Here is a 22059-nt window from a genome sequence, read left to right as displayed (position 1 = left end):
ACTTTTATGATTAACATATTTTATAAATTGGAGTAATTTGTTTTGTATAAAATTCGTAGCTTTATTAAAGATGCCTCAAAAATGGTTTTTAGCAATACTTTATTTTTGATTACTGGTATTTTAGCATCATTTGTAATACCAACAGTTCTTGATAAGAGTAATTATGGAGATTATAAGTTATTTATGTTATATACAGGGTATGTCTCTATATTTCATTTTGGATTTGTCGATGGTATTCTAATTAGACTTTCTGGTAATGAGTACGAGGATATGGATGTTATTAATATAAGACTATTTTCTAGGTTCTTTTTAGAGTTTGAAGTAGCTATATCTTTTGTGATGGCTTTATGTATTTTTGTACTTAACTTGGATTACATTACTCGAGTCATTTTTTTACTAATCTGCGCATCTATCTTTTTAAATAACGTTCAGACATATTATCAATTTATAGCTAGATCTTTATTGAGGTTCAGTCAAATTGCATTTATGAACTTTCTTCAATCTATGTTTAATATTATTATGATAATTTCATCTATATTTATTTATAATATTTTCCATAGAGTTAGCTTATATTATTATCTTATTTTTATTATCTCCGCCAATTTTGTTATGACATTTATTTATATTTATAAGTATCGTAATTTAACATTTGGAACTCACGATAGATTAAAAAATCATTTCAAAGACATTTTACAATTATTTAAGAATGGTATTTTTTTAACGATATCTTATCAAAGTGCTAATATATTTACTAATCTGGATAATCAAATTATTTCGATGCTATTCAGATCATCAGTATACGCTGAGTATGCTTTTACATATAGCATTGTTTCAGTTATATCAACGGTACTAAATTCAATGTCATCCATGGTATTTCCTTATATGAAGAAATACAAAAAGGAAACAGTTATTAAAAATCATTCTAATATAGTTAAGTATATATCAATATTATCGATGTTGATGATTAGTCTATACTATCCGTTTGAATTTATAGTTAATAACTTTTTATCTAAGTATAGTTCTTCACTCACATTCTTGAAGCCTATTATTCCATTGGTATGCATTAATTCAATTGTGGATATAGTGATTTTTAACTTTTTTATTTATTTGAAAAAGAACAGAAGTTATTTATTGATTAATGTGTTTAACATTATTGTTTCTATTGTCATGTCGTGGGGGGCTTACTTTATTTTTGGTACACCGATAGCTTTGGCATATGTTTCATTGATATCTGCATTGATTTGGTTTTTCTCTTTAGAACTTTATCTGCATATTAATTATAAAGTGGCTTTTATTAAAAATTATCTTTATGTCTTTTGTATTATAATGTTGTTCATCGTTATTGCTAGTCTTATTAATGGTATTTCACTATTGTTGCTTTATATTGCTATATACGCAGTTGTGACATTGTTATTTTACAAGCATGATGTTATTGGTATTATCAATTACCTGGTTGGTAAGATTAGGAGAAAAAATGAAAATTAACAATCAATTTAGACTTATTTTAATATTCATTTTATTATTACTATCACTCTTTATTGCATATTTAGTTTTTACGCCTAATTTTCCACTGCCACTGAATGTTGGAGCTTCTTCATTACCTAGTTTGGTGATGGTTGGCAAAGCTCCAGTGGTGTATGTACCATTTCAAGAACTTCATGATATGGGCTTCTGGTTGAATGTTGTTATGACGATGCCAGTCGGTGGATTATTGTTGCTTCTTAGTAATCGAACTATTCATTTTAATTGGGTATTATTAACTGGATTGCTTACAGGGGTTCTTATTGAAAGCATCCAATTTATTTTAGACAATACTTTGAATGGCTTTATGCGTTTTGTTGACATTAATGATGTCATTTCCAATGCTATGGGAGTGGTTATTGGTTTCTACGCGTTAAAGTTGTTAATAGTTATTTTAATGAGAATATTTAACAAATAGTTAAGCACGTCAATAAAATAATATTACTTTATCATTTATTGCTATATTAAAAAATTTAGTTAGATTGGATTGATTTTTATTAAAATTTTGTCAAAAAACAAGCAACTAATATTTGTATCGATTTTCACTATTATCTTGGTTGCTTTCTATATGCATCCAACTTTCATGGATGACGAAGCCTTTACAATGGGCATGGTTCATCATAACTACAAAGAAATTTTAGACCTAACAGCATTAGATATTCATCCACCTCTTTATTATATTGTGTTAAAAGTTTTTTTGACCCTTACAACTTTTTGGACGTCTAATATTTTTGTGGAAGTGTTTTTTGCTAGAGTACTCTCAATTATTTGTTCTATGATAGCTTTTTATTATTTATGTAGATTATCTGAGTATTTCGGATTTAAACATAATAAATATTTACTATGGTTTGCATTTTTATTTATGCCATTCATTACAGGATATGGTGAGCAACTCACTAATATAAGGATGTATGCCTTTTCTATCATGTTGATGGCAATAGAAATTTACTATTTAATCATATATATCAATTGTAAGCCTAGTAAAAAGTATCTTTTTATTTTCACTTTAGCCACTATTTTAAATTTTTATACAAATTACTTTTCGGCAGTAGTTGCCGGAACTTACTTATTCTTGTTTTTTATTGATACTGTCATTAAAGGTAAGACTCACAAAGCCGTAGTCATATTTATAGCGGGAATTGTATCATTAATATCGTTTATTCCTTGTATTTATATCTTATCTATCCAAACATCGTTGATACCCAGTGGAGTTATTTCAATGGATAGTATTAAGAACTCACTTGTGCCATTCTTAAAAAGCTTAATGTTTATGGTCTTCATTATTCCTTTTATTGCCTATCATAAGCACTTAAAAAATGAATTCAAATTATTTTATATTTATTCTATGATTGTTGTATTTGTTAATATGTTATTGGTACTTGAAAGCTTTCATTTTAGATATTTGGTGCCATCATACTTTGTGTATGCATTCTTTGGTATTAATATATGCTTATCTTTTTTTAAAAGATATAAGGATGATAACAAGATGATTAGTATTATTTTGTTGTTGCCATTATTTGTAATAATGATTTCCTTTGGTAGAGAGATTGTTAAGCAAATTCATGTTTACGATGTTTCTTCTATAAAACTCATTTCTAATTTTAATCGTTGGAAAAAAAGCGATGAGAATAACTTAAAAATTAATCTCACTGCCTACAGTTCATCTATTCAAGAAAGAGGCCAAAACTCAATATATTTACAATCTATAAATAAAAGAATTTCAAACAAACATTACATGAATGCGTATGATTATTTAGGAAATGGAAATGATAAATTGTTCCGTTCTATTTTCTGGAATGTGGACCATTATTACAAGAAAAAGTAAATGTAGTTTTTGACAGTGACGTTAATGCATAAATTTGATTATTGAAAAAATATAATCCATTGTAATGACAGATTGAAAGGTTAATTTATAAGCTATGAGAAACTGGTTTTAATTGGAGGAATCTCACTATTAATAAGAGAATAGAGTGGTTAGACTTTTCGAAAGGTATTACAATTTTGGGCGTTGTCTTATTTCATAGTCTCACCAATTTTTATACACTAATAAATTTTGATGGAACTTATTACAGAAGTATAGTATATTTGCTATCAATCTTTATAATGCCCTGTTTCTTCGCTATTTCTGGTTATTTGTATAAACCAATAAGTAGTCTACATGATTACGTTTTATTAATTTATAAGAAAGTTATTTCTTTGATCGTGCCTTATATTTTATTTTCAATAATTTATGTTTTTCTTCAAAATATATCTGGAGGTAATAATGTAAAACATCTACATGGATATGATGATCTTTTAAATATTTTTTACTCGTCCATAGGATATTTATGGTTCCTATACGCCTTATTCATAATATTTTTAATTGTTGGTGTGTTAAGCTTGTTAAAATTTAACAGGTATTTTCAGTTGCTTCTATTTTTTTCTATAAATGTAATAACATCTTTATACCCTAATTATTTTTTCCCAGGTTTGCAGGTATCATTACAATACATACTCTATTTCTATATCGGATATATATTGAAGAATATTGATCAGAATACGGAATTCAGTTTTTTGAGAATAAGTATGTTAAATTTAATTGCGTTGTTTATAATTTCTATACCAATATCATATGTAACTAGTTCTATTATTGCAAAATCATTGGGGATTGTTCTCCTTATGAATATTTACTCCAAAATACCATTGAATAGTAAAGTATCTATGTTTTTTGATTATTATGGTAAAAATACATTGGTGATTTATTTAGTACATGTGCCAATTATAGCTATATTAAGATATTTCATATATAAATTTATTCCTATAAATTCTTATACATTATTTGTTTCTCCCATAGTGTTATTTGCGCTTGCGGGACTAATATCAATAACGATTTCAAACATTACAAACAGAGTTCCATTAATATATTTTATATTTTACCCTATGAAATATATTAATAGTATTGTTTGGCGTACCAAGTTCGGGAAATGGTTATTGCAGAAGTAGAGAATTTATACTATTTATAGTAGTTCAATAAGTAAATTTTTAGAGTATAATTTTAAATAATTGGGGAATGATTATGAATAGTAATAGATGTTCTAAAGAAAAGTTTCTTAGTATAATCGATGGGAAAGTCCATGATAGCTGTGCACATGTATCTAGCTTCGCTGTATATCCTAATTCAAAATATTTGAATGATAGTGGTGTGCAAAAGAAGGATTTGGCAAGATTAGCTGAGAAAAAATATACAATAATAATCTAAATAAAGTATATAATAAAAGAGAATTTTTAGAAGAAATACACTTGGGAGATTTTGCTTTAGTGGGTTTGAATTCCGCTGATTTTAAAAATCACAGTAACAATTGTTCTTTTCAAACCATGCATTTAACTTCGCAGGACTCCTTTATTCCACGTATGATTGAAAATGCAAAACATGGGGATCTAGTAAAGGGTTGTTTTATGTTTGACATAATTAATAATGTAAGAGCCACAAAGTTACCAATCATTGATGATGCGATTAATCGTCTTAAAAAGAAACCTGATGCCGACTTTAATCTGAGTCAAACGGAGTTTGATTTAGAAAGTATTGAACCTATTGAATTATATGATGTGAAAAATTATATAAGCACAGAAATGAAACTAAAAAAGATGAGTATAATCAATGTGTTGACAAGTTAGTGAAACATATTGTAGATTATGGTATCCCAGCTTTTGTATACATTATGATTCTCATTAAGCCCAAGTTCTTGATTTGCTTTGGTATAAAATCTGAAAGACTTACTAAGATCTTAGTAGATAGATGTACAATAAATGGTAAAAGTATGAAAGATGAACTGGGAATAATTGATGTACAAAGAGTGTTACATTATTCGTCATATGGTAAATACTGCACGRAGGTGCTATTGATAAAAAAATTGGATTATTGAAAAAATAAAATTTATCGTAATAAATTTTGTAAATCCACTAAGTAACAAAATCTTAATATAGGTTTTGTTACTTTTTTCTTGCCTTTTATTTTAATAATCGTTATGTTGGTAATTACACAGTAAATATAATGAGGAGGTTATAATTTGGACGATAATTCATATTGGCGTAAGAACTTATGGATATTGTTATTCGGAACGTTTTTAACCGGAGTGGCATTTAGTGAAGTCATTCCATTTCAGCCATTATATATATCCCAATTAGGTTCATTCGATAAGAATGCCTTATCGATTTGGAGTGGGATTATTTATGCGGTTCCATTTTTAGTAGTAATTTTTACTTCTACGATGTGGGGTCGTTTTGCTGATCGACATGGTCGAAGGCGCATGGTATTACAAACTTCATTGGGTTCTGCTATTACCATTTTTCTAATGGCTTTTTGTACTAATGTTTGGCAATTGTTCTTTTTAAAGGCTTTACAGGGATTCTTTGATGGGGTGATTCCTAATTCAATTGCGTTAGTAGCAACTGGAACTCCCCGTAAAAAAACTGGTTATGCGTTAAGTTTACTTTCAACCGGTTATACTAGTGGTTTTCTAGTGGGGCCTATCTTTGGTGGCTTTTTAGTCCGGTTGTTTAGTATTCGAATTTCTTTTATGTTGACGGGATTGTTATTATTTTCATTTTTTGCATTAACTTTATTATTCGTTAAAGAAAGTTTTCAACCAGATCCAGCCAAACTTAAAGAGAAAAAACAGTCTACAATTAAGATTATTAAAAGTTTTTCCAACCCACGTTTTATTACTTGGATTTTAATTATTTCGATTTCCTTACAGATTATGAATAATTCAATTAACCCATTAATTACTTTGTATGTGAAAGAATTAATGGGTAGTTCAGGCGATTTATCATTAGTTTCAGGGTTGGTAGCTGCATTACCAGGAATTGGGATGGTAATGACTTCACCATTATTTGGTCGTTTTAGTGATAAACATGGTTCTAATCGAGTCTTAACGATTGGTTTTTTACTAGCGATTCTATTCCTATTTCCACAAGGATTTGCGCCTAGTGTTTTATTCTTTGGTCTTTTTAGATTTTTAACCGGAATTTCCAATGCGGCACTATTTCCATCGGTCCAAACGCTACTTGCTAAGGGGACTCCTGATAATTCAACTGGAATGGCATTTAGCTTGAACCAAGGGGCGCAGGCTATTGGAATTTGTATTGGATCTATCTTAGGTAGTATCGTTTCATCTATTTGGGATTATGATATGGTCTTTTACGTTAGTGCCTTAGTCGTTTTAATTACTTTCATTTTAGTTAAATGGAAGGTACCGGAGTTAAGGAATAATTATAATATTTAAGCAAAAAAATATATTTTTTTGCTTAAAATAATACAGCATATACATACTATATGTTGTATTTATAAGCAATATTATTGCGCTTCATCTTATTTATTATCTATATTTAGTGTTTTGACATAACTTTATTTATAGTTATAATTAAATATAGATTAAGTTCAGAGGGCCCGAGGAGATAGGTGCTGAACTAACGAAAGGCCTTGGTATTTTATACTAAGGCCTTTCGTTTACTATAAATCAGGAGAAAAATATGGACAACCAAAAACCTTTTAAAACAATTGAAGAACAAATTAAGATATTGAATAATCGTGGTCTTATAATAGATGATGAAACTGAAATAAGTCTTAGACAATTTGGATATTATTCAATTGTTAATGGATATAAGTGGTTATTTCTTAGTAGAAATAGTGTTGGAAAAATTATTAAACCTGAAAGATTTATAAAAGGTAGTAGTTTTTTTGAAATTAGAGGATTGTACGACTTTGATAAAGAGTTAAGATCTATTTTATATAAAGCATTATTAGAATATGAATCTAATTTAAAAGCTAAAGTATCATATATCTTTTGTAAAAATCATCCTGAAGAAAAATCTTATTTGAATGTTAAAAATTATAGAGACTATAAACATAATAGTGTTAATAAAACAATTAACAACTTAGATAATACAATTAAAAAATATTCTCTAAAAGACTATGATAATGCTATAAAACATTATCTTAATAATTATAATCAGGTTCCACTATGGGTATTAGTAAACTTTTTGACTTTTGGGGATATTAACTATCTTTATAGAAATATTGATGAACAGGTCAGAATAAGTATAGCTAAAGAATTCTCTAAAAAATATAAAGATAATTACAATGAAGATGTTAAAATTCAAGTTGAATCTTTAGATTCAGTAAATCATCTTGTTAATAACTTTAGGAATGCGGTTGCTCATGGAGAAATTACTTATTATATGCATTTAACTAAAGGGCCATCTTTTCAAAATATAAAAAAGGATTTAAACTTAAAAACTTAAAAATATCTAGTCAAAGAGGAATTTTTGAATTAGTTATTTCTTTGAAATTAGTTTTAACTAAAAAATGTTTTGAAGAATTGAAAAATAGTCTATTTAATTTATTAGATACATATAATGATATATTTACTTCTGTAAGCTTTGCTTCAATTCTGCATGATATGAATTTTCCAGATGACTACAAAACTTTCATTAAATAATGCATTATTTGGGTTCTTCGTCAACTATTGTTGGTAAGAAAAATATTTAAGTTATAATCAATTTGTGATTAGGACCTTTTTTGTATTAACGCTAAGTGCATAAAGTACTTTTAACCTAAATTTAAAAAATTTTTATAACTAAAACTAACCCTTTTAGCAACTTAATGTTTATTTTTACCATCTTGGAGTGGAATTATCTATCTTATTTGTTAAAGAGAGTTTTAATCCAGATCTAGCCAAGTTAAAAGAAAAGAAGCAATCTACGATTAAGATTATTAAAAGTTTTTCCAATCCACGGTTTATTACCTGGATTTTAAACATCTCCATTGTTTTACAGATTATGAACAACTCGATTAATCCGTTAATTACTTTGTATGTCAAAGAATTAATGCATTGTTCCGGTAATGCATCGGTTATCTCAGAAATTGTAGCAGCTTTACCCGGAATTGAAATGGTCATGACTTCACCAATTTTTGGCCGCTTTGGCGATAGGTTCTAACCGGGTTTTAACAATTGGCTTCTTACTAGCTATTTTGTTCTTATTCCCACAAGAATTTGCGCCTAGTGTCTTATTCTTTGGTATTTTTAGATTTTTAACCGGAATTTCCAATGCTGCATTGTTTCCATCAGTGCAAACTTTATTAGCCAAAGGGACTCCTGATAATTCAACTGGAATGGCGTTTAGCTTGGCAGGCTATTGGAATTTGTATTGGATCTATCTTAGGTAGTATTGTTTCATCTATTTGGGATTATGATATGGTCTTTTACGTTAGTGCCTTAGTCATTTTAATTACTTTAATTTTAGTTAAGTGGAAGGTACCGGAGTTAAGGAATAATTACGATATTTAATAAGTATATATAATAATTTGACATAAAATAAGTTATAGTTATTAGGTATTTCAAGTTTGGATTAACCGAAGAGTATGTGACAAACTATAAAAATCCCTAGAAGTCAACATGTTGAATTCTAGGGATTTTTATTTGAGTATTATTAATACATTTTAATTATTTAAAATATTAATTACTTGATTCTTACGTCTTTCATCTTCATTTCCATACTTTTTAGCATTACCCGTGTAAGAATAATGATCCATTTTAAAAATGTTTAGATTTAAATCACACAGTTGGTTAAATGTGTTTGCTAGTGAATTGGAGTTATTACCAAAACAAATTACTACTTTTGGATCTAATTTCCTCATTAATTTGTAGAAAATAGGTATGTCATAGTCTTTAATATGTTTATATAAATTATTAGTATTATTGTTTTTTATAGGTAAGCCTATAAAGTTTTCTTTATTTTTCTTTATTTCAAATTTATTTTTATTCATCTTTTTAATCACACTATTTAATTCTGGCATATGTGTGATTTGAATCCCATTTATTATATCAAAAGCAAAGCTTCCTTCAACAGCTTTAACATTATGTACTAGTTTAGCTATTGCATAGTCCTTAGAGGTGTTTCTTTTTTCATTTAGAGCTCTTATATATTTGTGCATAGTTTGAAATGAATTATGATTTTCATCTATTTGAGTACCGATACTAGCTTCATTTAATCCTAAGAACACAATTCCATTCTTAATTTGCATTTTTTCTAGGAAATAATCGGATGAATTAATAGTTTCATTTGTTAATTCAACATATGAAGAAATATTTTTAACTTTTTTATTTGAATCAGTATCTTTTAACTTCTTTTCGTATAAAGGATAGGTTAGAAAGGTACACATTTTATCAAATTTATGTTCTTTAGTGTAATTAATGAAATCTTTTTGTTTTTTGAAATCTTTTTTTTTCAATGTTCATGTCTCCTTTTTTAATATAAACGAGTAATATGATTTAATCTTAACATATGATTAAATCTTTTATTCTACATAATAGAATTTTTTTATTTATTATGAGTCAAAATTATTGTGTTTTATTTCACAATATATATAATTATATGCATCAAGTTAATTATTGATAAATTTAATTACGAGGTAATAAATATGAAAATCATTGTAGTTGGTTGTACTCATGCTGGAACTTTTGCAGTTAAGGAAACTTTGAAAAATAATCCACAAGCTGAAGTAACTGTTTATGAAAAAAATGATAATATTTCATTTCTTTCATGTGGAATTGCATTGTATTTAGATGGTAAGGTAAAAGATCCTAATGGTTTATTTTATTCTAATCCTAAAGAATTATCTGACTTAGGAGCAGATATTCAAATGTCACACAATGTTAAATCTATTGATCCAGACACCAAAACCATTGTTGTTGAAAACTTAACTGATGGTTCAACTAAGACAGAGAACTATGACAAGTTAGTGATGACAACAGGTTCTAGACCAGTATTACCACCAATTGAAGGTAGCAATAATGAGCATGTTTATTTTTGTAAGAATTGGCACGATGCGCAAATCCTATTTGAAAAAGCTAAAACTGCTAAACGCATTACGATAGTGGGTGGAGGCTACATTGGAGCAGAATTAGTAGAAGCCTTCTCTAATCATGGCCATGAAACGACATTAATTGATACTAATGATCGTGTTATGTCGAAGTACTTTGATCAAGAGTTCACAGATGTAATTGATGCACAATACGAAGAACATGGGGTACATTTAGAATTAAATCAACGGGTAAATAATTTTGAAACTATCGATGATGAATTAGTCTTAACCACTAATAAAAAGAAAATTAAGACCGATATTGCTATTTTATGTGTTGGTTTTAAACCAAATACTGAACTATTAAAAAACAAGGTTAAAATGTTGGACAATGGGGCTTTAATTACTAACGAGTACATGCAAACATCTAATCCGGATATTTTTGGTGCTGGTGATAGTGTTGCAGTTCATTATAATCCGACTAATCAAAATGAATACTTTCCATTAGCTACCAATGCAGTTCGTCAGGGGATACTAGTAGGTAAGAATATTGTGAACCCCACTACTAAATACATGGGAACACAATCATCTTCTGGTTTACAGTTATATGATTATTCAATAGTTTCAACTGGAATGACAGTTTCAATGGCCCATAACAAAGAAATTGATGTCCATTCAGTTGTATTGAAAGATAATTATCGTCCTGAATTTATGCCCACGACAGAAGAAGTGTTAATGTCATTGGTATATGATCCTAAAAATCGCCAAATCTTAGGAGCTTCTTTAATGAGTAAGTATGATATTTCTCAATCAGCCAACACTTTATCAGTATGTATTCAAAATAAAAACACAATTGATGACTTAGCGATGGTAGACATGTTATTTCAACCTAATTTTGACCGTCCATTTAACTATTTAAATCTTTTAGGGCAAGCCGCCCAAGAAAAAGAAGCTAAGTAAATATTTTATACACAAAAAAGAGATAACTCTTAGGAGCTATCTCTTTTATTGTTTATTCGATTTTATTATCAAAGTCATTATTTTTATCTCTTAATTCAGCAGCTTGAGTTTTAGCACGATTATGCATGCCATAAGCAAAGTAGACAATCATACCGACAATGAACCAAATTAAAGCATATAACTTAGCATCAGCATCTAATCCCCAGAATACCCATAATGATGCTAGGAAACCAAGTGCTGGCATTACTGGGAAGAAAGGCATTTTAAAGCCAGGCATTTTGATATCTTTACCTTCACGTTTTCTTAATGGATAAATTCCAATTGAAACAAACATGAAAGCAATTAAAGTTCCAGCTGAGATTAATTGTGATAGGAAGTTAAAAGTTAGGAAAGCACCAATTAACACTGAAATTACAGTAATTGTTAAAATCGCATTAACAGGTAATTTGTGTTTATCACTTACTTTACCTAGGAACTTAGGTAACATGCCATCACGACCGAATGAATAAAGTAGACGTGATCCAGCCATCATCATTCCAATTAATGCAGTAAACATTCCAACAACTGCTACAATTTGAACTCCGGAAGCGACATATGGATGACCACTCTGACGTAGTGCCCAACCAACTGGTTCAGCATTATTAGCATAATTAGTGTATTTGAACATTCCAACTAACACTAATGAAACAGCGACAAATAATGTAACTGCAATCACTAATGAACCAATGATTCCGCGAGGCATGGTTTTTTGTGGGTTTTTAGCTTCCGCAGAGTTAGCAGCAATTGAATCAAAACCAATGTATGATAGGAAAATTACTGAAACCCCAGCGTAAATACCACCAAAGCCACCAAATGCGGTGCCATCTGGATTAGTATGGGGAGCAGGAACAAATGGTACATAATTTTGAATGTGAATGGCAAATAAACCAACAAAGATAAATACTAAAATAGCTAATACTTTTAGGATAACTAATACATTTTCGATTTTTGAAGTTTTATTATCACCACGAGTAATTAAAAATGCGACGATTAAAATAATTACAACAGTACAAATATCAACAAATCCACCAGGAGCACTAATTGGATTAGACAAGGCCGTTGGAATATTGATTCCTAAGGGTGCAATTAAACCTCTAAAGTTAGCAGATAACCCGGCTGCTACAAACGCTACAGCGATAAAATATTCTGCTAGGAGGGCCCAACCAGCAACCCAGCCCCAAAATTCACCAAAAATAACGTTAATCCATGAATAAGCAGATCCAGCAAATGGCATTGCTGAAGCCATTTCAGCGTATCCTAAGGCGACCAAACCAGCAACAATGGCTGCTAATAAGAATGAAATGGTTACCGCTGGTCCAGCATTATTAGCAGCTACTACTCCAGGTAAAGTAAAAATTGCTGTTGATACAATGGTCCCAACACCCAAAGCTAAAAAATCTTTGGTGGTCATTGATCGAACCATTTTAGAATCTTTACTCTCGTAAACTTTAGGATCTTCTTTTCGATTCATTCGCTTGAAAAGATTGCCCATACACATTACCTCTTTCTCTTTATTAAAAAATGATTATAGATTAATTAAAAGATTAATTTACTATAAGTATATTGTCAAGTTAAAAATAACTATAAACATTATTATATCATGAAAATAACCACCCTTAAATTAGATAATAAAAGGGTGGTTATTTTTAATTTTTTCGTTAATTAATTATTCTTTTTATTAAATTTAGCGAAATATAGAATTGTCATAAAGCCTAAGAAGACCACTCCTACAATTAATGGAATTCTAGTATCATTGTTAAAGAACATAAATACTAAAGTAATTGCTAACATTGCTAAAGTTAAATAATTTGAGAAAGGTGCAAAAGGCATCTTGAATGGATGCTTTTTAATACGATCTGGATATAATTTACGATATTTTAATTCAGACATAATAATTACGAACCAAGGCACCATTCCGGGGAGTACTGAAGAACTGTACACGTAAACGAAGATTTGACTGGCACCTTTATAGAAAAGTGGTAGGATTACGTTTAATAATACCCCAATCAAAATTCCAGTAGCAATTGAAATTACTGAAATGTATGGTACTCCATGTTTATTCATTTTATTGTAACGTTTTGGTAATTGTCCATTTTGTGCTAACAAGTATGACATTCTACTGGAGCTATAAATAGCTGAGTTAGAACCTGATAGAGCAGCAGTTAAAACCACAAAATTAATAATTGATGCGGCAAAACTAATTCCAACTCYTGAGAATGTTTCAACGAATGGAGAGCCAATGTTAACAATCTTATCCCATGGATAAATTGCTAACATAACAAAAATAGAACCAATGTAGAAAATTAAAATTCTGCCAATCGTATCTTGAATAGCTTTAACTAAAGTATGTTTAGGATCTTCAGCTTCACCAGCAGTCACCCCAATTAATTCAATCCCTTGATAAGAAGCAAATACTATTGATAGAGCAAAGAAGAATCCTTTAACACCACCTGTAAAGAATCCATGTGACCATAAATTAGAAATACCAGTAGGCCCAACTCCATTGAAACCTAGGACAATAACAACAGCACCAACAACAATCATAGCAATAATAGTAACAACTTTGATTAGTGCAAACCAGTATTCTAACTCACCAAATGCGCTAACAGAGATTAAATTAGCAATACATAAGAATACAATCGCGATGATGCCTGGTACCCATGATGGTATTCCTGGCCACCAGAACTGCATATATGTTCCAATTGCAATCATTTCGGAAATACCGACAACAATCCATTGAAAAATATTACTCCAAGCAGTTAAATAACCAAAAACTGGATGCATATATTCAGTAGCAAATTGTGAAAATGAACCACTAATTGGATTATCATAAAGCATTTCTCCAAGGGCTCTCATAATCAAGTATAAGAAAATTCCAGCAATTCCATATGCTAATAATACAGAAGGACCCGTCCAAGCAATTGTTGACTTGGCACCCATAAATAGTCCTACACCAATAGTTCCACCAAGGGCAATCATTTGCATATGTCTAGAGCTAAGCTTTCTTTCTAATTCTTCTTCTTTTTTCTTTTCTGCCAATATTTTCACCATCCTATAATATATTTATGTAGAAAAAATCCCTAGTACACTATCTATTGTACTAGGGATTGAGTAACAATGTTACTAATAAATATTCTAAAATGAAAATTATTAGTTTTAGGTCATAAAATAATTGCTACTTCCCAGTAAAACTTTTCTACTTTTATATAATTTTAGCATTAAGAAATATATTATATATATCTTAATCTGTCAATTATTGTGTGTTTATAATTATTAATTTTCAGATTTATTATTATATTTAATGAAGTAAATGCCTGTCATTACAATCAAGAAGATAACACCAATAATCAATGGAATTCTTGTTGAGTCATTAATAAACATAAATACTAATGTAATAATTAAGAAGATTAAAGTAATGTAATTTGTATAAGGTGATAAAGGCATTTTAAATGGATGACCTTTTAATTCTTCTGGATGTTGTTTTCTAAATCTAATTTGTGAAATCAAGATGATAAACCAAGGCACCATTCCAGGTAATACAGATGAACTGTATACATAAACGAAAATTTGATTAGCAGAGGGGTTAATCATTGGAAGGACAACATTTAATACAAGTCCTAGCAGAATTCCCGATGAAATACTAATAACTGATACAAAAGGGACACCATGTTTATTTAATTTCTTAAATACTTTAGGGATTTGATGATGTTGTGCTAATAGATATGACATACGACTAGCACTGTAAATTCCTGAATTAGATCCGGATAGAGCAGCAGTTACAACCACAAAATTAATAATTGAAGCTGCAGATGTAATTCCAATTTGTGAGAAAGTTTCGACAAATGGAGAACCCATTGAATTAATTTTATCCCAAGGATAAATACTTAAAATTACAAAAATAGCACCAATATAGAAAATTAAGATTCTACCAATTGTATCTTGAATAGCTTTCACTAATGTATGTTTAGGATCTTCAGCTTCTCCAGCGGTCACACCAATTAATTCAATTCCTTGATAAGAAGCAATTACAATCGCTAACGCAAAGAAGAACCCTTTAAATCCATGAGCGAAGAAACCAAATTTCCAAATATTTGAAATACCAGTAGGACCAATTCCATTAAAGCCAAATATAATTAAAACCAATCCTACAATAATCATTGCAACAATAGTTACAACCTTGACTAGTGCGAACCAATATTCTAATTCACCAAATGTACTAACAGAAATTAAATTGGCTATACATAAGAAAGCAATTGCAACAATTCCTGGTAACCAACTAGGCAGATTAGGCCACCAAAATTGCATATATGTACCAATTGCAATTACCTCGGACATTCCAACGACTAAATATTGAAATATATTACTCCATGAGGTTAAGAAACCAAAAACGGGATGCATATACATAGAAGCAAATTGGGAAAATGATCCAGTAATAGGATGAACATATAACATTTCTCCTAATGCACGCATAATTAAATATAAGAATAATCCAGCAACTCCATATGCTAATAATACAGAAGGACCCGTCCAATCAATGGTTGATTTAGCCCCCATAAATAGTCCTACACCAATAGTTCCACCCAATGCAATCATTTTCATATGACGAGCACTAAGTTTTCTTTCTAAATTATTATTTTTATCTGCCATAACTATTCACCTTCTTTAAAATATTTGAGTTGATAGTAAATAAAAACGTCCCTAGTACAAATTAATGTACTAGGGACGTAATGTTTACGTGGTTCCACCCATATTTATATAGCACAAAAGTACTATATATTCTCATTAGTCGTTAACAGAACAATCTGATTTGGCATTGTTCGCCAAATTATTTGAAAAGTGGTAACTATATTTTAATGATGATCTAACTTACAGAAAATGCTAAATCTCTCTGAAACATTAGTAAATATAATCATGTCTTTTCTCATTAATTGTTATAATTGTATACTGAGAATAGACAGATGTCAATATTATAAAAACAACATTAACTATTTTCTTTTGCTTCTTCAGATTTTTCAAGGCGATTTTGAACGTCTAAGATAGTATTCATTGTGTTGTTGAAAGTTTTATCATCATAATCTAAACTATTTAAACACCCTTGAACAGTACTTGTAATAGGTTCTTCTTGTTTAGCACCATGTTCAGTTAGTTTGATTAATACTCGACGTTCATCTTTTTTATCACGAGTTCTGGTAATCCAACCAGCTTTTTCTAGTCGCTTTAATAATGGAGTTAATGTCCCATTAGATAAGCCCAATTTTTGGCTAAGATAATTTACAGTAACCCCATCTTTTTCCCATAATGATAATAGGGTAATGTATTGAACATATGTTAAATTGAATTTACTTAAAGGTTCTTGATAAAATTTGTTAAACAATTGGTGTGCTCTGGTAATTTGAAAACAGATTTGATTATCTAATGTGATCTTATTTGTCATATTATATAACTCCTTTCTTTGCTAGTATGTATAAAAGTATAGCGTATCAATAAATTGTATACAATATAAAATATATCACTAAATCAAAATTGGTCAAGCAAACAAATAAAGCACCGTAAATTAATATTTACGATGCTTTACTTATTTGTTAATTATGCTTCTTTAGTATCTTGGTTATTCTTTTCTTCATCATCATTCCACGTATTAAATTTACGGAAATGAACAAAGATAATAAATGCAATTATAAAGAAAATTAGGGCATACAATAAGGATCCCTTGATAATCATCGGTAATTGTAATCTAGTCATCATATGTTTCATACCATCTTGAATTTGCTTTTCAACGAAAAAGAAATTAAATGGATTGTAAATTAATTTACGGTGTGTATAGATGAAAATCATGAAAATACCAGCGATGATTTCTGTAATCCAAGTACATGCAACCCCAAAAGCAATTGCTCCATACCAAGTTTTACAAAAACCAATTATCATCATAATAAATGATTGAAAGATAAAGAAATAAGCAATATTACCAAGAACAGCCCAACTTAATTCTTGGGCTAAAGTTCCAGCTAAAGGTTTGTGAGGGAACACTAAGTACTTCATTAATATTACAGCAATAATTGCTACCAATAGTAGAATTAAATATGAAATTAAAATTGTAATTACTTTTGAAAAAAAGATTGAAGACTTACTATGATTCTTCATGTTTTCTTTAACCTGGGCATTGCTTTCTTGTCCGGCAAATCTGGTAGCAACGATAATGGTAGTTAATAATTCAATAACACCAGTTACAGCACCAAATTGGTTCATCCATTTCCAACCATCTAAGGTTTTAGTTTCCATCCCAGTAATTGCCATAATGATAGTCACTATGAATAGTCCTAATGCCATAAAACTAAAAATTTTACGATTATGACTATTCATTTCTTGTTTTAATAAATCACTCAATTTTTTGACCTCCTAGGTCCTTAACGAAAGTTAATCATGTCATGAGTTTATCACGTTCACGTAACTAGTCAATAGAAAAACACCCAATTTATTAATATAAAAAGGGTGCTTAAATTTAATTGTTGAATTTTAATTAGACGTTTCTATGATTATAGATAACGTATGCAATTGCTGTGAAAATTAAGGCATATACAACAGTTCCAATTTCCATCGTTGTTAATGAAAGATGTGTCATTGCTTTTGTACCATGATCAAGAAATTGGTTATATACATTTAAAAAGTTAAACGGACTAAATTTTAATATTTCCCATTTTCGCATCAAAAGGATTGAAAAGCCACTAATCATGCTAGATGCAAAGAAGAAAACAATTCCTAGTGCAATTGCGACTCCGTTATTTTTAACAATATTGCTTACCAACATTACCATTGGTAGAAGTAATAATAGTAGCCATGCAATACCAAATGTATTTTGGTTAATATATTTCATTCCCATATCACCAGAGCGATTAAAAATCATTTTTGTGATAAATGTAAAAATATAGCTCATTGCGATTAAATAAATATACATAAAAACTGTGACTATTAATTTAGAAATGAAAATTTGTAACCTAGAGAATTGACGGGAAAATAGATACTTAACTGTGTTATTGGCAAAATCACCAATCATGATTGTACTTGCAAATACAATCATTGCAATCATGACTAAATCAATATTATCGTTAAATATATTGAAAGCAAATGCTTCATGATCTACATTTCCTTTTCCAGATGTCAGAAAATAGCCAGCTGTTAGTGATGCCAATAGCATTACAATTGGCCAACCAATATAAAACTTACCATGAATTTGTTTATAAATTTCTTGTCTTAATAGAGTTAACATTATTTAGTTTCCTCCTTTTTATTATCTTCAGTTAATAAATTCAATAATGATTCTTCTAAATCTGCTTTATCCTTAGAAACATCTTGAATTTCAAGACCAGCATTATTTAAAGCAGCTAAGGCTTTGTTCATTGCATCGCCATCGTCTTTAATTTCAACAACTTTGTCATTAATCTTAGCTTCAAAACCAGCTTGAACTAATGCATTATAAGCTTTTTCTGTATCATTAGTAGCGAACTTAATATTTTGATTATCACTTGATAGGAATGATTTAGCATCTGATTCTTTAACAACACGTCCATGATTGATTACTACATAGTAATCAGCGATACGAGCTAATTCATCAAGTAAATGACTTGAAATTAGAACACTGATACCACGTTTTGATAATTTCAATAGCAAGTCACGTAAATCATGAGTTGATTGAGGATCAAGACCATTCATAGGTTCATCTAAAATCAATAACTTAGGATGATTTAATAATGAAATAGCAATTCCTAAACGTTGTTTCATACCCAATGAATATTTCTTTGCTTTTCGGTTACAGAAGGAATCGATTTGTGTATCCTTCATAATTTCTTTAATTTCACCTTCTGTAGTTGACCCATCATTGAATAATTTTAAATTTTGATAGCCAGTTAGACTTAAATAAGGAGCGGGGGACTCAATCATTGAACCAACATTTTTTAATCCTTTACGATTGTTTTTAGTTAAGGACTCACCATTAATTTTAATAGATCCGTTATTATAATCAATTAAACCAACAATGCTTTTCATAATTGTAGATTTACCGGCACCATTAGGACCAATAAGTCCCAAGATAGTACCTGGTTCAACGTCAAATGTAACATCGAATAAGGCTTGCTTTTGACCGAACTTTTTATTTAAGTTATTTACTTCAAGCACTTTCATAATACAATCTCCTTTATTAATTAGTTATTTACTTATGTAACTAACTATATTGCAACTTCATTAGAAAGTCAAGGTTGATTATTAGAGTATGGTAATTTATGGGGTGAATATGTAAATATATTTCAATTTGCAAAGAAATGTAAACAAAATGTAACTTTAATATAATCGTTTCGTAAGAAACATAATGTAAGGTACATTATGTAATTTGTAAGGAGGGAAAAACATATATGCATTCGAATAAAGCATTTATATCACTTTTAAGTGTAGTTACATTATTCGCTGCGATTTTGTTTTTATTACCACAGACTAACGCTAGTGCTAATGCTAGACATAGACAAAACGTACATATAGGTAGACGTTATAAACATAGTAAATTATCTGCTGCTAATGCAGCTGCCAAACATTTTATTGCTATTCGTGAATCAGGTGGATCATATAGTGCAAGCAATGGCACTTGTTATGGCAAATATCAATTATCAATTGCTTCTTATCACGGAAACTATTCAGCACACAATCAAGAACTTACTGCTGATCATTATGCTAATAGTCGTTACGGCTCATGGCTTGGTGCCAAAAGTTTTTGGTTATCACATGGTTGGTATTAAATGATTAATAATTCCCACTGCTGGGAATTATTTTTTTACAATCTTTCATCTAGTATTGAAAACTAGATTATGTGGTTTTATAATATAAATAAAAGATACTTAAGGAATGATTAAATGAAAAATAATAATACAATTTCTAAAAATGTTACCTGGGTAGGTAGTAAAAACTATTTTTTACTAAGTGAAATATTTAGTGCTATTACTCATGGAATAGGGGTGTTATTAGCAATAGCGGGAGCTATTTGTTTAATTGTACATGGCTCATTTGAGGGTGGTGCTATGCGAATTACTACTTTTTCCATTTATGGTGGAATGTTAATACTTTTTTATCTAGCATCAACTTTATTCCATAGTTTATATTTCACAGGTGCTGAAAAATTATTCCAAATTTTTGATCATTCAGCCATTTATCTGCTAATTGCTGGAACTTATACTCCATACTGCTTAGTTGCTATTCAAGGATGGCTAGGATGGACTATTTTTGGAATTATTTGGGCAGTAACCATTATGGGAATAGTATATAAGTCAATTTGGATGGGGAAATATAAAACTCTATCCACAGTGATGTATGTAGTAATGGGGTGGATGTGCCTTCTAGGCATTGTTAGGTTATATCAATATTTAGGAGTTAATGGTTTCTTTTTACTATTATTTGGAGGTATTGCCTTTACTTTAGGAGCCGTAATTTATAGTTTTAAACAAATTCCTTTTGGTCATGTTATCTGGCATTTATTCGTACTTGTAGGAACAATTATGATGTATTTTTCAATTTATTTATATGTTTAAAAAATACCGTTAGGTTATTAACTTAACGGTATTTATTTTGGACTAAATAGATTTAGCAATATAACGCCCACAATGATAAATGCAACTCCAATAATAGATGCAATATTAGTTGGTTCCTTGTACACAAAAATTGCGATAATTGTAGTTACTAGGATCCCAATTGCACTCCAGTCAGCGTAAGTGATGTTTAAAGGAATTTTAATCATAGCAATTGATAAAAAGTAAAAACATAATATAAATGATATTATGGAACCAATTGCTGGTACGATTCTAGAAAATCCCATAGACATTTTTAATAGGTTAGTACCGATAATTTCACCGATAATAGCTAGACCTAAAAATAGATAATAAAACATATTTTTTACCTCGATATTATATTTAATATATAATTAAATCATAACATTTATAAATAGTAATGTTTAAAAAAATAAAAAACTTTACTTATAAAAAGTAAGTGATATAATATACTTAATATTTAAGAAAGAGGGATGTTTTTTTATGAAGACAGATTTATTAGACTTACAAAAACAACGCCGTTCAATTTATGCTTTGGGTAAAAACGTTGATCAATCTCCTGAAGAAATTGCTGATTTTATTAAGGAAACTATTAAACAAGCTCCTACTCCATTTAATAGTCAATCAACTCGTGCAGTTATTTTATTTAATGATTATCATAAAAAATTATGGGACATTGTATTAAATAATTTAAAACCACATTTGAAATCAGAAGATGCTGTTAAGGCAACAACCGAAAAAATCAATTCATTTAGTAATGCATTTGGGACTGTATTGTACTTTACTGATATGGATGTTGTTCACGATCTTGAAAATCAATTCCCAGCATATGCAGACAATTTTTATGACTGGTCAGAACAATCACAAGGTAATGCACAATATGCTGTTTGGACTGGATTAGCTGAAAACGGAATTGGTGCGAACTTACAACATTACAATCCACTAATCGATGAAGATGTCACTAAGGAATTTGGTATTCCTGAAAACTGGAAATTACGTAGTGAAATGGACTTTGGGTCTATTGAATCACCAGCTGGTGACAAAGATTACATGGATGATGACAAACGTTTTAAACTATTTAAATAATCTTATTTAATAATTAAAAATGGCGTTCAC

The 22059-nt window shown here is 29.6% G+C and carries 23 protein-coding genes; 14 read left to right on the top strand and 9 right to left on the bottom strand.

Annotated features, from left to right (window positions below; translation table 11 throughout):
- Positions 1-42 precede the first annotated feature (42 nt).
- The 10 genes from C7N71_RS01390 (at position 43) to C7N71_RS08015 (ending at position 8728) form a co-directional block, all read left to right on the top strand.
- Positions 43-1485, top strand: a complete 1443-nt coding sequence (locus tag C7N71_RS01390; protein WP_105987397.1) for an oligosaccharide flippase family protein — start codon at positions 43-45, stop codon at positions 1483-1485.
- On the top strand, positions 1475-1939 hold the full coding sequence (locus C7N71_RS01385; RefSeq protein ID WP_157944333.1) for a VanZ family protein: 465 nt from the start codon (positions 1475-1477) through the stop codon (positions 1937-1939). The genes C7N71_RS01390 and C7N71_RS01385 overlap by 11 nt, the downstream gene beginning before the upstream one ends.
- Before the next feature lie 165 nt (positions 1940-2104).
- Positions 2105-3346, top strand: a complete 1242-nt coding sequence (locus C7N71_RS01380; RefSeq protein WP_225361855.1) for a hypothetical protein — start codon at positions 2105-2107, stop codon at positions 3344-3346.
- A gap of 128 nt (positions 3347-3474) precedes the next feature.
- The gene (locus tag C7N71_RS08300; protein ID WP_105987394.1) at positions 3475-4503 is read left to right on the top strand and encodes an acyltransferase family protein; all 1029 of its coding nucleotides are present in this window, start codon (positions 3475-3477) and stop codon (positions 4501-4503) included.
- Between the two features lie 297 nt (positions 4504-4800).
- Positions 4801-5175 (top strand): hypothetical protein, encoded by a 375-nt coding sequence (locus C7N71_RS01365; protein WP_105987392.1) that lies wholly within the window; start codon positions 4801-4803, stop codon positions 5173-5175.
- A gap of 392 nt (positions 5176-5567) precedes the next feature.
- The gene (locus C7N71_RS01360; RefSeq protein ID WP_105987391.1) at positions 5568-6785 is read left to right on the top strand and encodes an MFS transporter; all 1218 of its coding nucleotides are present in this window, start codon (positions 5568-5570) and stop codon (positions 6783-6785) included.
- 247 nt (positions 6786-7032) lie between these two features.
- Positions 7033-7803, top strand: a complete 771-nt coding sequence (locus tag C7N71_RS01355) for an Abi family protein (RefSeq protein WP_105987390.1) — start codon at positions 7033-7035, stop codon at positions 7801-7803.
- A 41-nt stretch (positions 7804-7844) separates the two neighbouring features.
- Positions 7845-8000 carry a hypothetical protein gene (locus C7N71_RS08025; RefSeq protein WP_157944331.1) on the top strand — a complete coding sequence of 52 codons (156 nt, stop codon included), beginning with the start codon at positions 7845-7847 and terminating at the stop codon, positions 7998-8000.
- A 340-nt stretch (positions 8001-8340) separates the two neighbouring features.
- Complete coding sequence (locus tag C7N71_RS08020; RefSeq protein ID WP_140921679.1) at positions 8341-8499, top strand: multidrug efflux MFS transporter; 159 nt, start codon at positions 8341-8343, stop codon at positions 8497-8499.
- Positions 8474-8728 (top strand): multidrug efflux MFS transporter, encoded by a 255-nt coding sequence (locus C7N71_RS08015; RefSeq protein ID WP_140921678.1) that lies wholly within the window; start codon positions 8474-8476, stop codon positions 8726-8728. The genes C7N71_RS08020 and C7N71_RS08015 overlap by 26 nt, the downstream gene beginning before the upstream one ends.
- 273 nt (positions 8729-9001) lie before the next feature.
- Here the strand turns inward: C7N71_RS08015 and C7N71_RS01345 are convergent, their stop codons facing one another.
- Positions 9002-9793 carry a hypothetical protein gene (locus tag C7N71_RS01345; protein WP_105987388.1) on the bottom strand — a complete coding sequence of 264 codons (792 nt, stop codon included), beginning with the start codon at positions 9791-9793 and terminating at the stop codon, positions 9002-9004.
- Between the two features lie 189 nt (positions 9794-9982).
- Here C7N71_RS01345 and C7N71_RS01340 point away from each other — a divergent pair, with 189 nt between their 5' ends.
- The gene (locus C7N71_RS01340; protein WP_105987387.1) at positions 9983-11323 is read left to right on the top strand and encodes an FAD-dependent oxidoreductase; all 1341 of its coding nucleotides are present in this window, start codon (positions 9983-9985) and stop codon (positions 11321-11323) included.
- A 52-nt stretch (positions 11324-11375) separates the two neighbouring features.
- Here C7N71_RS01340 and C7N71_RS01335 read toward each other — a convergent pair whose 3' ends face one another.
- From C7N71_RS01335 to C7N71_RS01305, 7 genes are all read right to left on the bottom strand, one after another.
- A complete protein-coding gene (locus C7N71_RS01335) occupies positions 11376-12854 on the bottom strand; it encodes an APC family permease (protein WP_105987386.1) in 1479 nt (492 codons plus the stop codon).
- 170 nt (positions 12855-13024) lie between these two features.
- A complete protein-coding gene (locus C7N71_RS01330; RefSeq protein ID WP_105987511.1) occupies positions 13025-14347 on the bottom strand; it encodes an amino acid permease in 1323 nt (440 codons plus the stop codon).
- Positions 14348-14635: 288 nt separating this feature from the next.
- Positions 14636-16009 carry an amino acid permease gene (locus C7N71_RS01325; RefSeq protein ID WP_225361854.1) on the bottom strand — a complete coding sequence of 458 codons (1374 nt, stop codon included), beginning with the start codon at positions 16007-16009 and terminating at the stop codon, positions 14636-14638.
- A 334-nt stretch (positions 16010-16343) separates the two neighbouring features.
- Positions 16344-16796: a MarR family winged helix-turn-helix transcriptional regulator gene (locus C7N71_RS01320; RefSeq protein WP_105987385.1), complete on the bottom strand. Its 453-nt coding sequence runs from the start codon at positions 16794-16796 to the stop codon at positions 16344-16346.
- A gap of 152 nt (positions 16797-16948) precedes the next feature.
- Positions 16949-17746, bottom strand: coding sequence for a hypothetical protein (locus tag C7N71_RS01315; RefSeq protein WP_105987384.1), 798 nt, complete (start codon positions 17744-17746; stop codon positions 16949-16951).
- 133 nt (positions 17747-17879) lie between these two features.
- Positions 17880-18626 (bottom strand): ABC transporter permease, encoded by a 747-nt coding sequence (locus C7N71_RS01310; RefSeq protein WP_105987383.1) that lies wholly within the window; start codon positions 18624-18626, stop codon positions 17880-17882.
- On the bottom strand, positions 18626-19537 hold the full coding sequence (locus C7N71_RS01305; protein WP_105987382.1) for an ABC transporter ATP-binding protein: 912 nt from the start codon (positions 19535-19537) through the stop codon (positions 18626-18628). Before C7N71_RS01305 ends, C7N71_RS01310 begins: the two co-directional genes overlap by 1 nt.
- A gap of 227 nt (positions 19538-19764) precedes the next feature.
- On the opposite strand from C7N71_RS01305, the gene C7N71_RS01300 reads away from it, so the two are divergent.
- Positions 19765-20142 carry an aggregation-promoting factor C-terminal-like domain-containing protein gene (locus C7N71_RS01300; protein WP_105987381.1) on the top strand — a complete coding sequence of 126 codons (378 nt, stop codon included), beginning with the start codon at positions 19765-19767 and terminating at the stop codon, positions 20140-20142.
- A 114-nt stretch (positions 20143-20256) separates the two neighbouring features.
- On the top strand, positions 20257-20928 hold the full coding sequence (trhA, locus tag C7N71_RS01295; RefSeq protein WP_105987380.1) for a PAQR family membrane homeostasis protein TrhA: 672 nt from the start codon (positions 20257-20259) through the stop codon (positions 20926-20928).
- Positions 20929-20960: 32 nt separating this feature from the next.
- Here the strand turns inward: trhA and C7N71_RS01290 are convergent, their stop codons facing one another.
- Positions 20961-21284 (bottom strand): DMT family transporter, encoded by a 324-nt coding sequence (locus C7N71_RS01290; protein ID WP_105987379.1) that lies wholly within the window; start codon positions 21282-21284, stop codon positions 20961-20963.
- Between the two features lie 142 nt (positions 21285-21426).
- Here C7N71_RS01290 and C7N71_RS01285 point away from each other — a divergent pair, with 142 nt between their 5' ends.
- Complete coding sequence (locus C7N71_RS01285; protein ID WP_105987378.1) at positions 21427-22029, top strand: nitroreductase family protein; 603 nt, start codon at positions 21427-21429, stop codon at positions 22027-22029.
- Positions 22030-22059 lie beyond the last annotated feature (30 nt).

Source organism: Apilactobacillus timberlakei, assembly GCF_002993965.1.
GTDB lineage: Bacteria > Bacillota > Bacilli > Lactobacillales > Lactobacillaceae > Apilactobacillus > Apilactobacillus timberlakei.
This window is presented reverse-complemented; position numbering and strand designations above follow the sequence as displayed.

Coding starts and splice junctions, on each gene's coding strand:
- C7N71_RS01290 (WP_105987379.1), bottom strand. CDS start 21,284: ATGTTTTATTATCTATTTTTAGGTCTAGCTATTATCGGTGAAATTATC.
- C7N71_RS01335 (WP_105987386.1), bottom strand. CDS start 12,854: ATGGGCAATCTTTTCAAGCGAATGAATCGAAAAGAAGATCCTAAAGTT.
- C7N71_RS01325 (WP_225361854.1), bottom strand. CDS start 16,009: ATGGCAGATAAAAATAATAATTTAGAAAGAAAACTTAGTGCTCGTCAT.
- C7N71_RS01385 (WP_157944333.1), top strand. CDS start 1,475: ATGAAAATTAACAATCAATTTAGACTTATTTTAATATTCATTTTATTA.
- C7N71_RS01355 (WP_105987390.1), top strand. CDS start 7,033: ATGGACAACCAAAAACCTTTTAAAACAATTGAAGAACAAATTAAGATA.
- C7N71_RS01300 (WP_105987381.1), top strand. CDS start 19,765: ATGCATTCGAATAAAGCATTTATATCACTTTTAAGTGTAGTTACATTA.
- C7N71_RS01305 (WP_105987382.1), bottom strand. CDS start 19,537: ATGAAAGTGCTTGAAGTAAATAACTTAAATAAAAAGTTCGGTCAAAAG.
- C7N71_RS01285 (WP_105987378.1), top strand. CDS start 21,427: ATGAAGACAGATTTATTAGACTTACAAAAACAACGCCGTTCAATTTAT.
- C7N71_RS01380 (WP_225361855.1), top strand. CDS start 2,105: ATGGATGACGAAGCCTTTACAATGGGCATGGTTCATCATAACTACAAA.
- trhA (WP_105987380.1), top strand. CDS start 20,257: ATGAAAAATAATAATACAATTTCTAAAAATGTTACCTGGGTAGGTAGT.
- C7N71_RS01310 (WP_105987383.1), bottom strand. CDS start 18,626: ATGTTAACTCTATTAAGACAAGAAATTTATAAACAAATTCATGGTAAG.
- C7N71_RS08020 (WP_140921679.1), top strand. CDS start 8,341: ATGAACAACTCGATTAATCCGTTAATTACTTTGTATGTCAAAGAATTA.
- C7N71_RS01320 (WP_105987385.1), bottom strand. CDS start 16,796: ATGACAAATAAGATCACATTAGATAATCAAATCTGTTTTCAAATTACC.
- C7N71_RS01340 (WP_105987387.1), top strand. CDS start 9,983: ATGAAAATCATTGTAGTTGGTTGTACTCATGCTGGAACTTTTGCAGTT.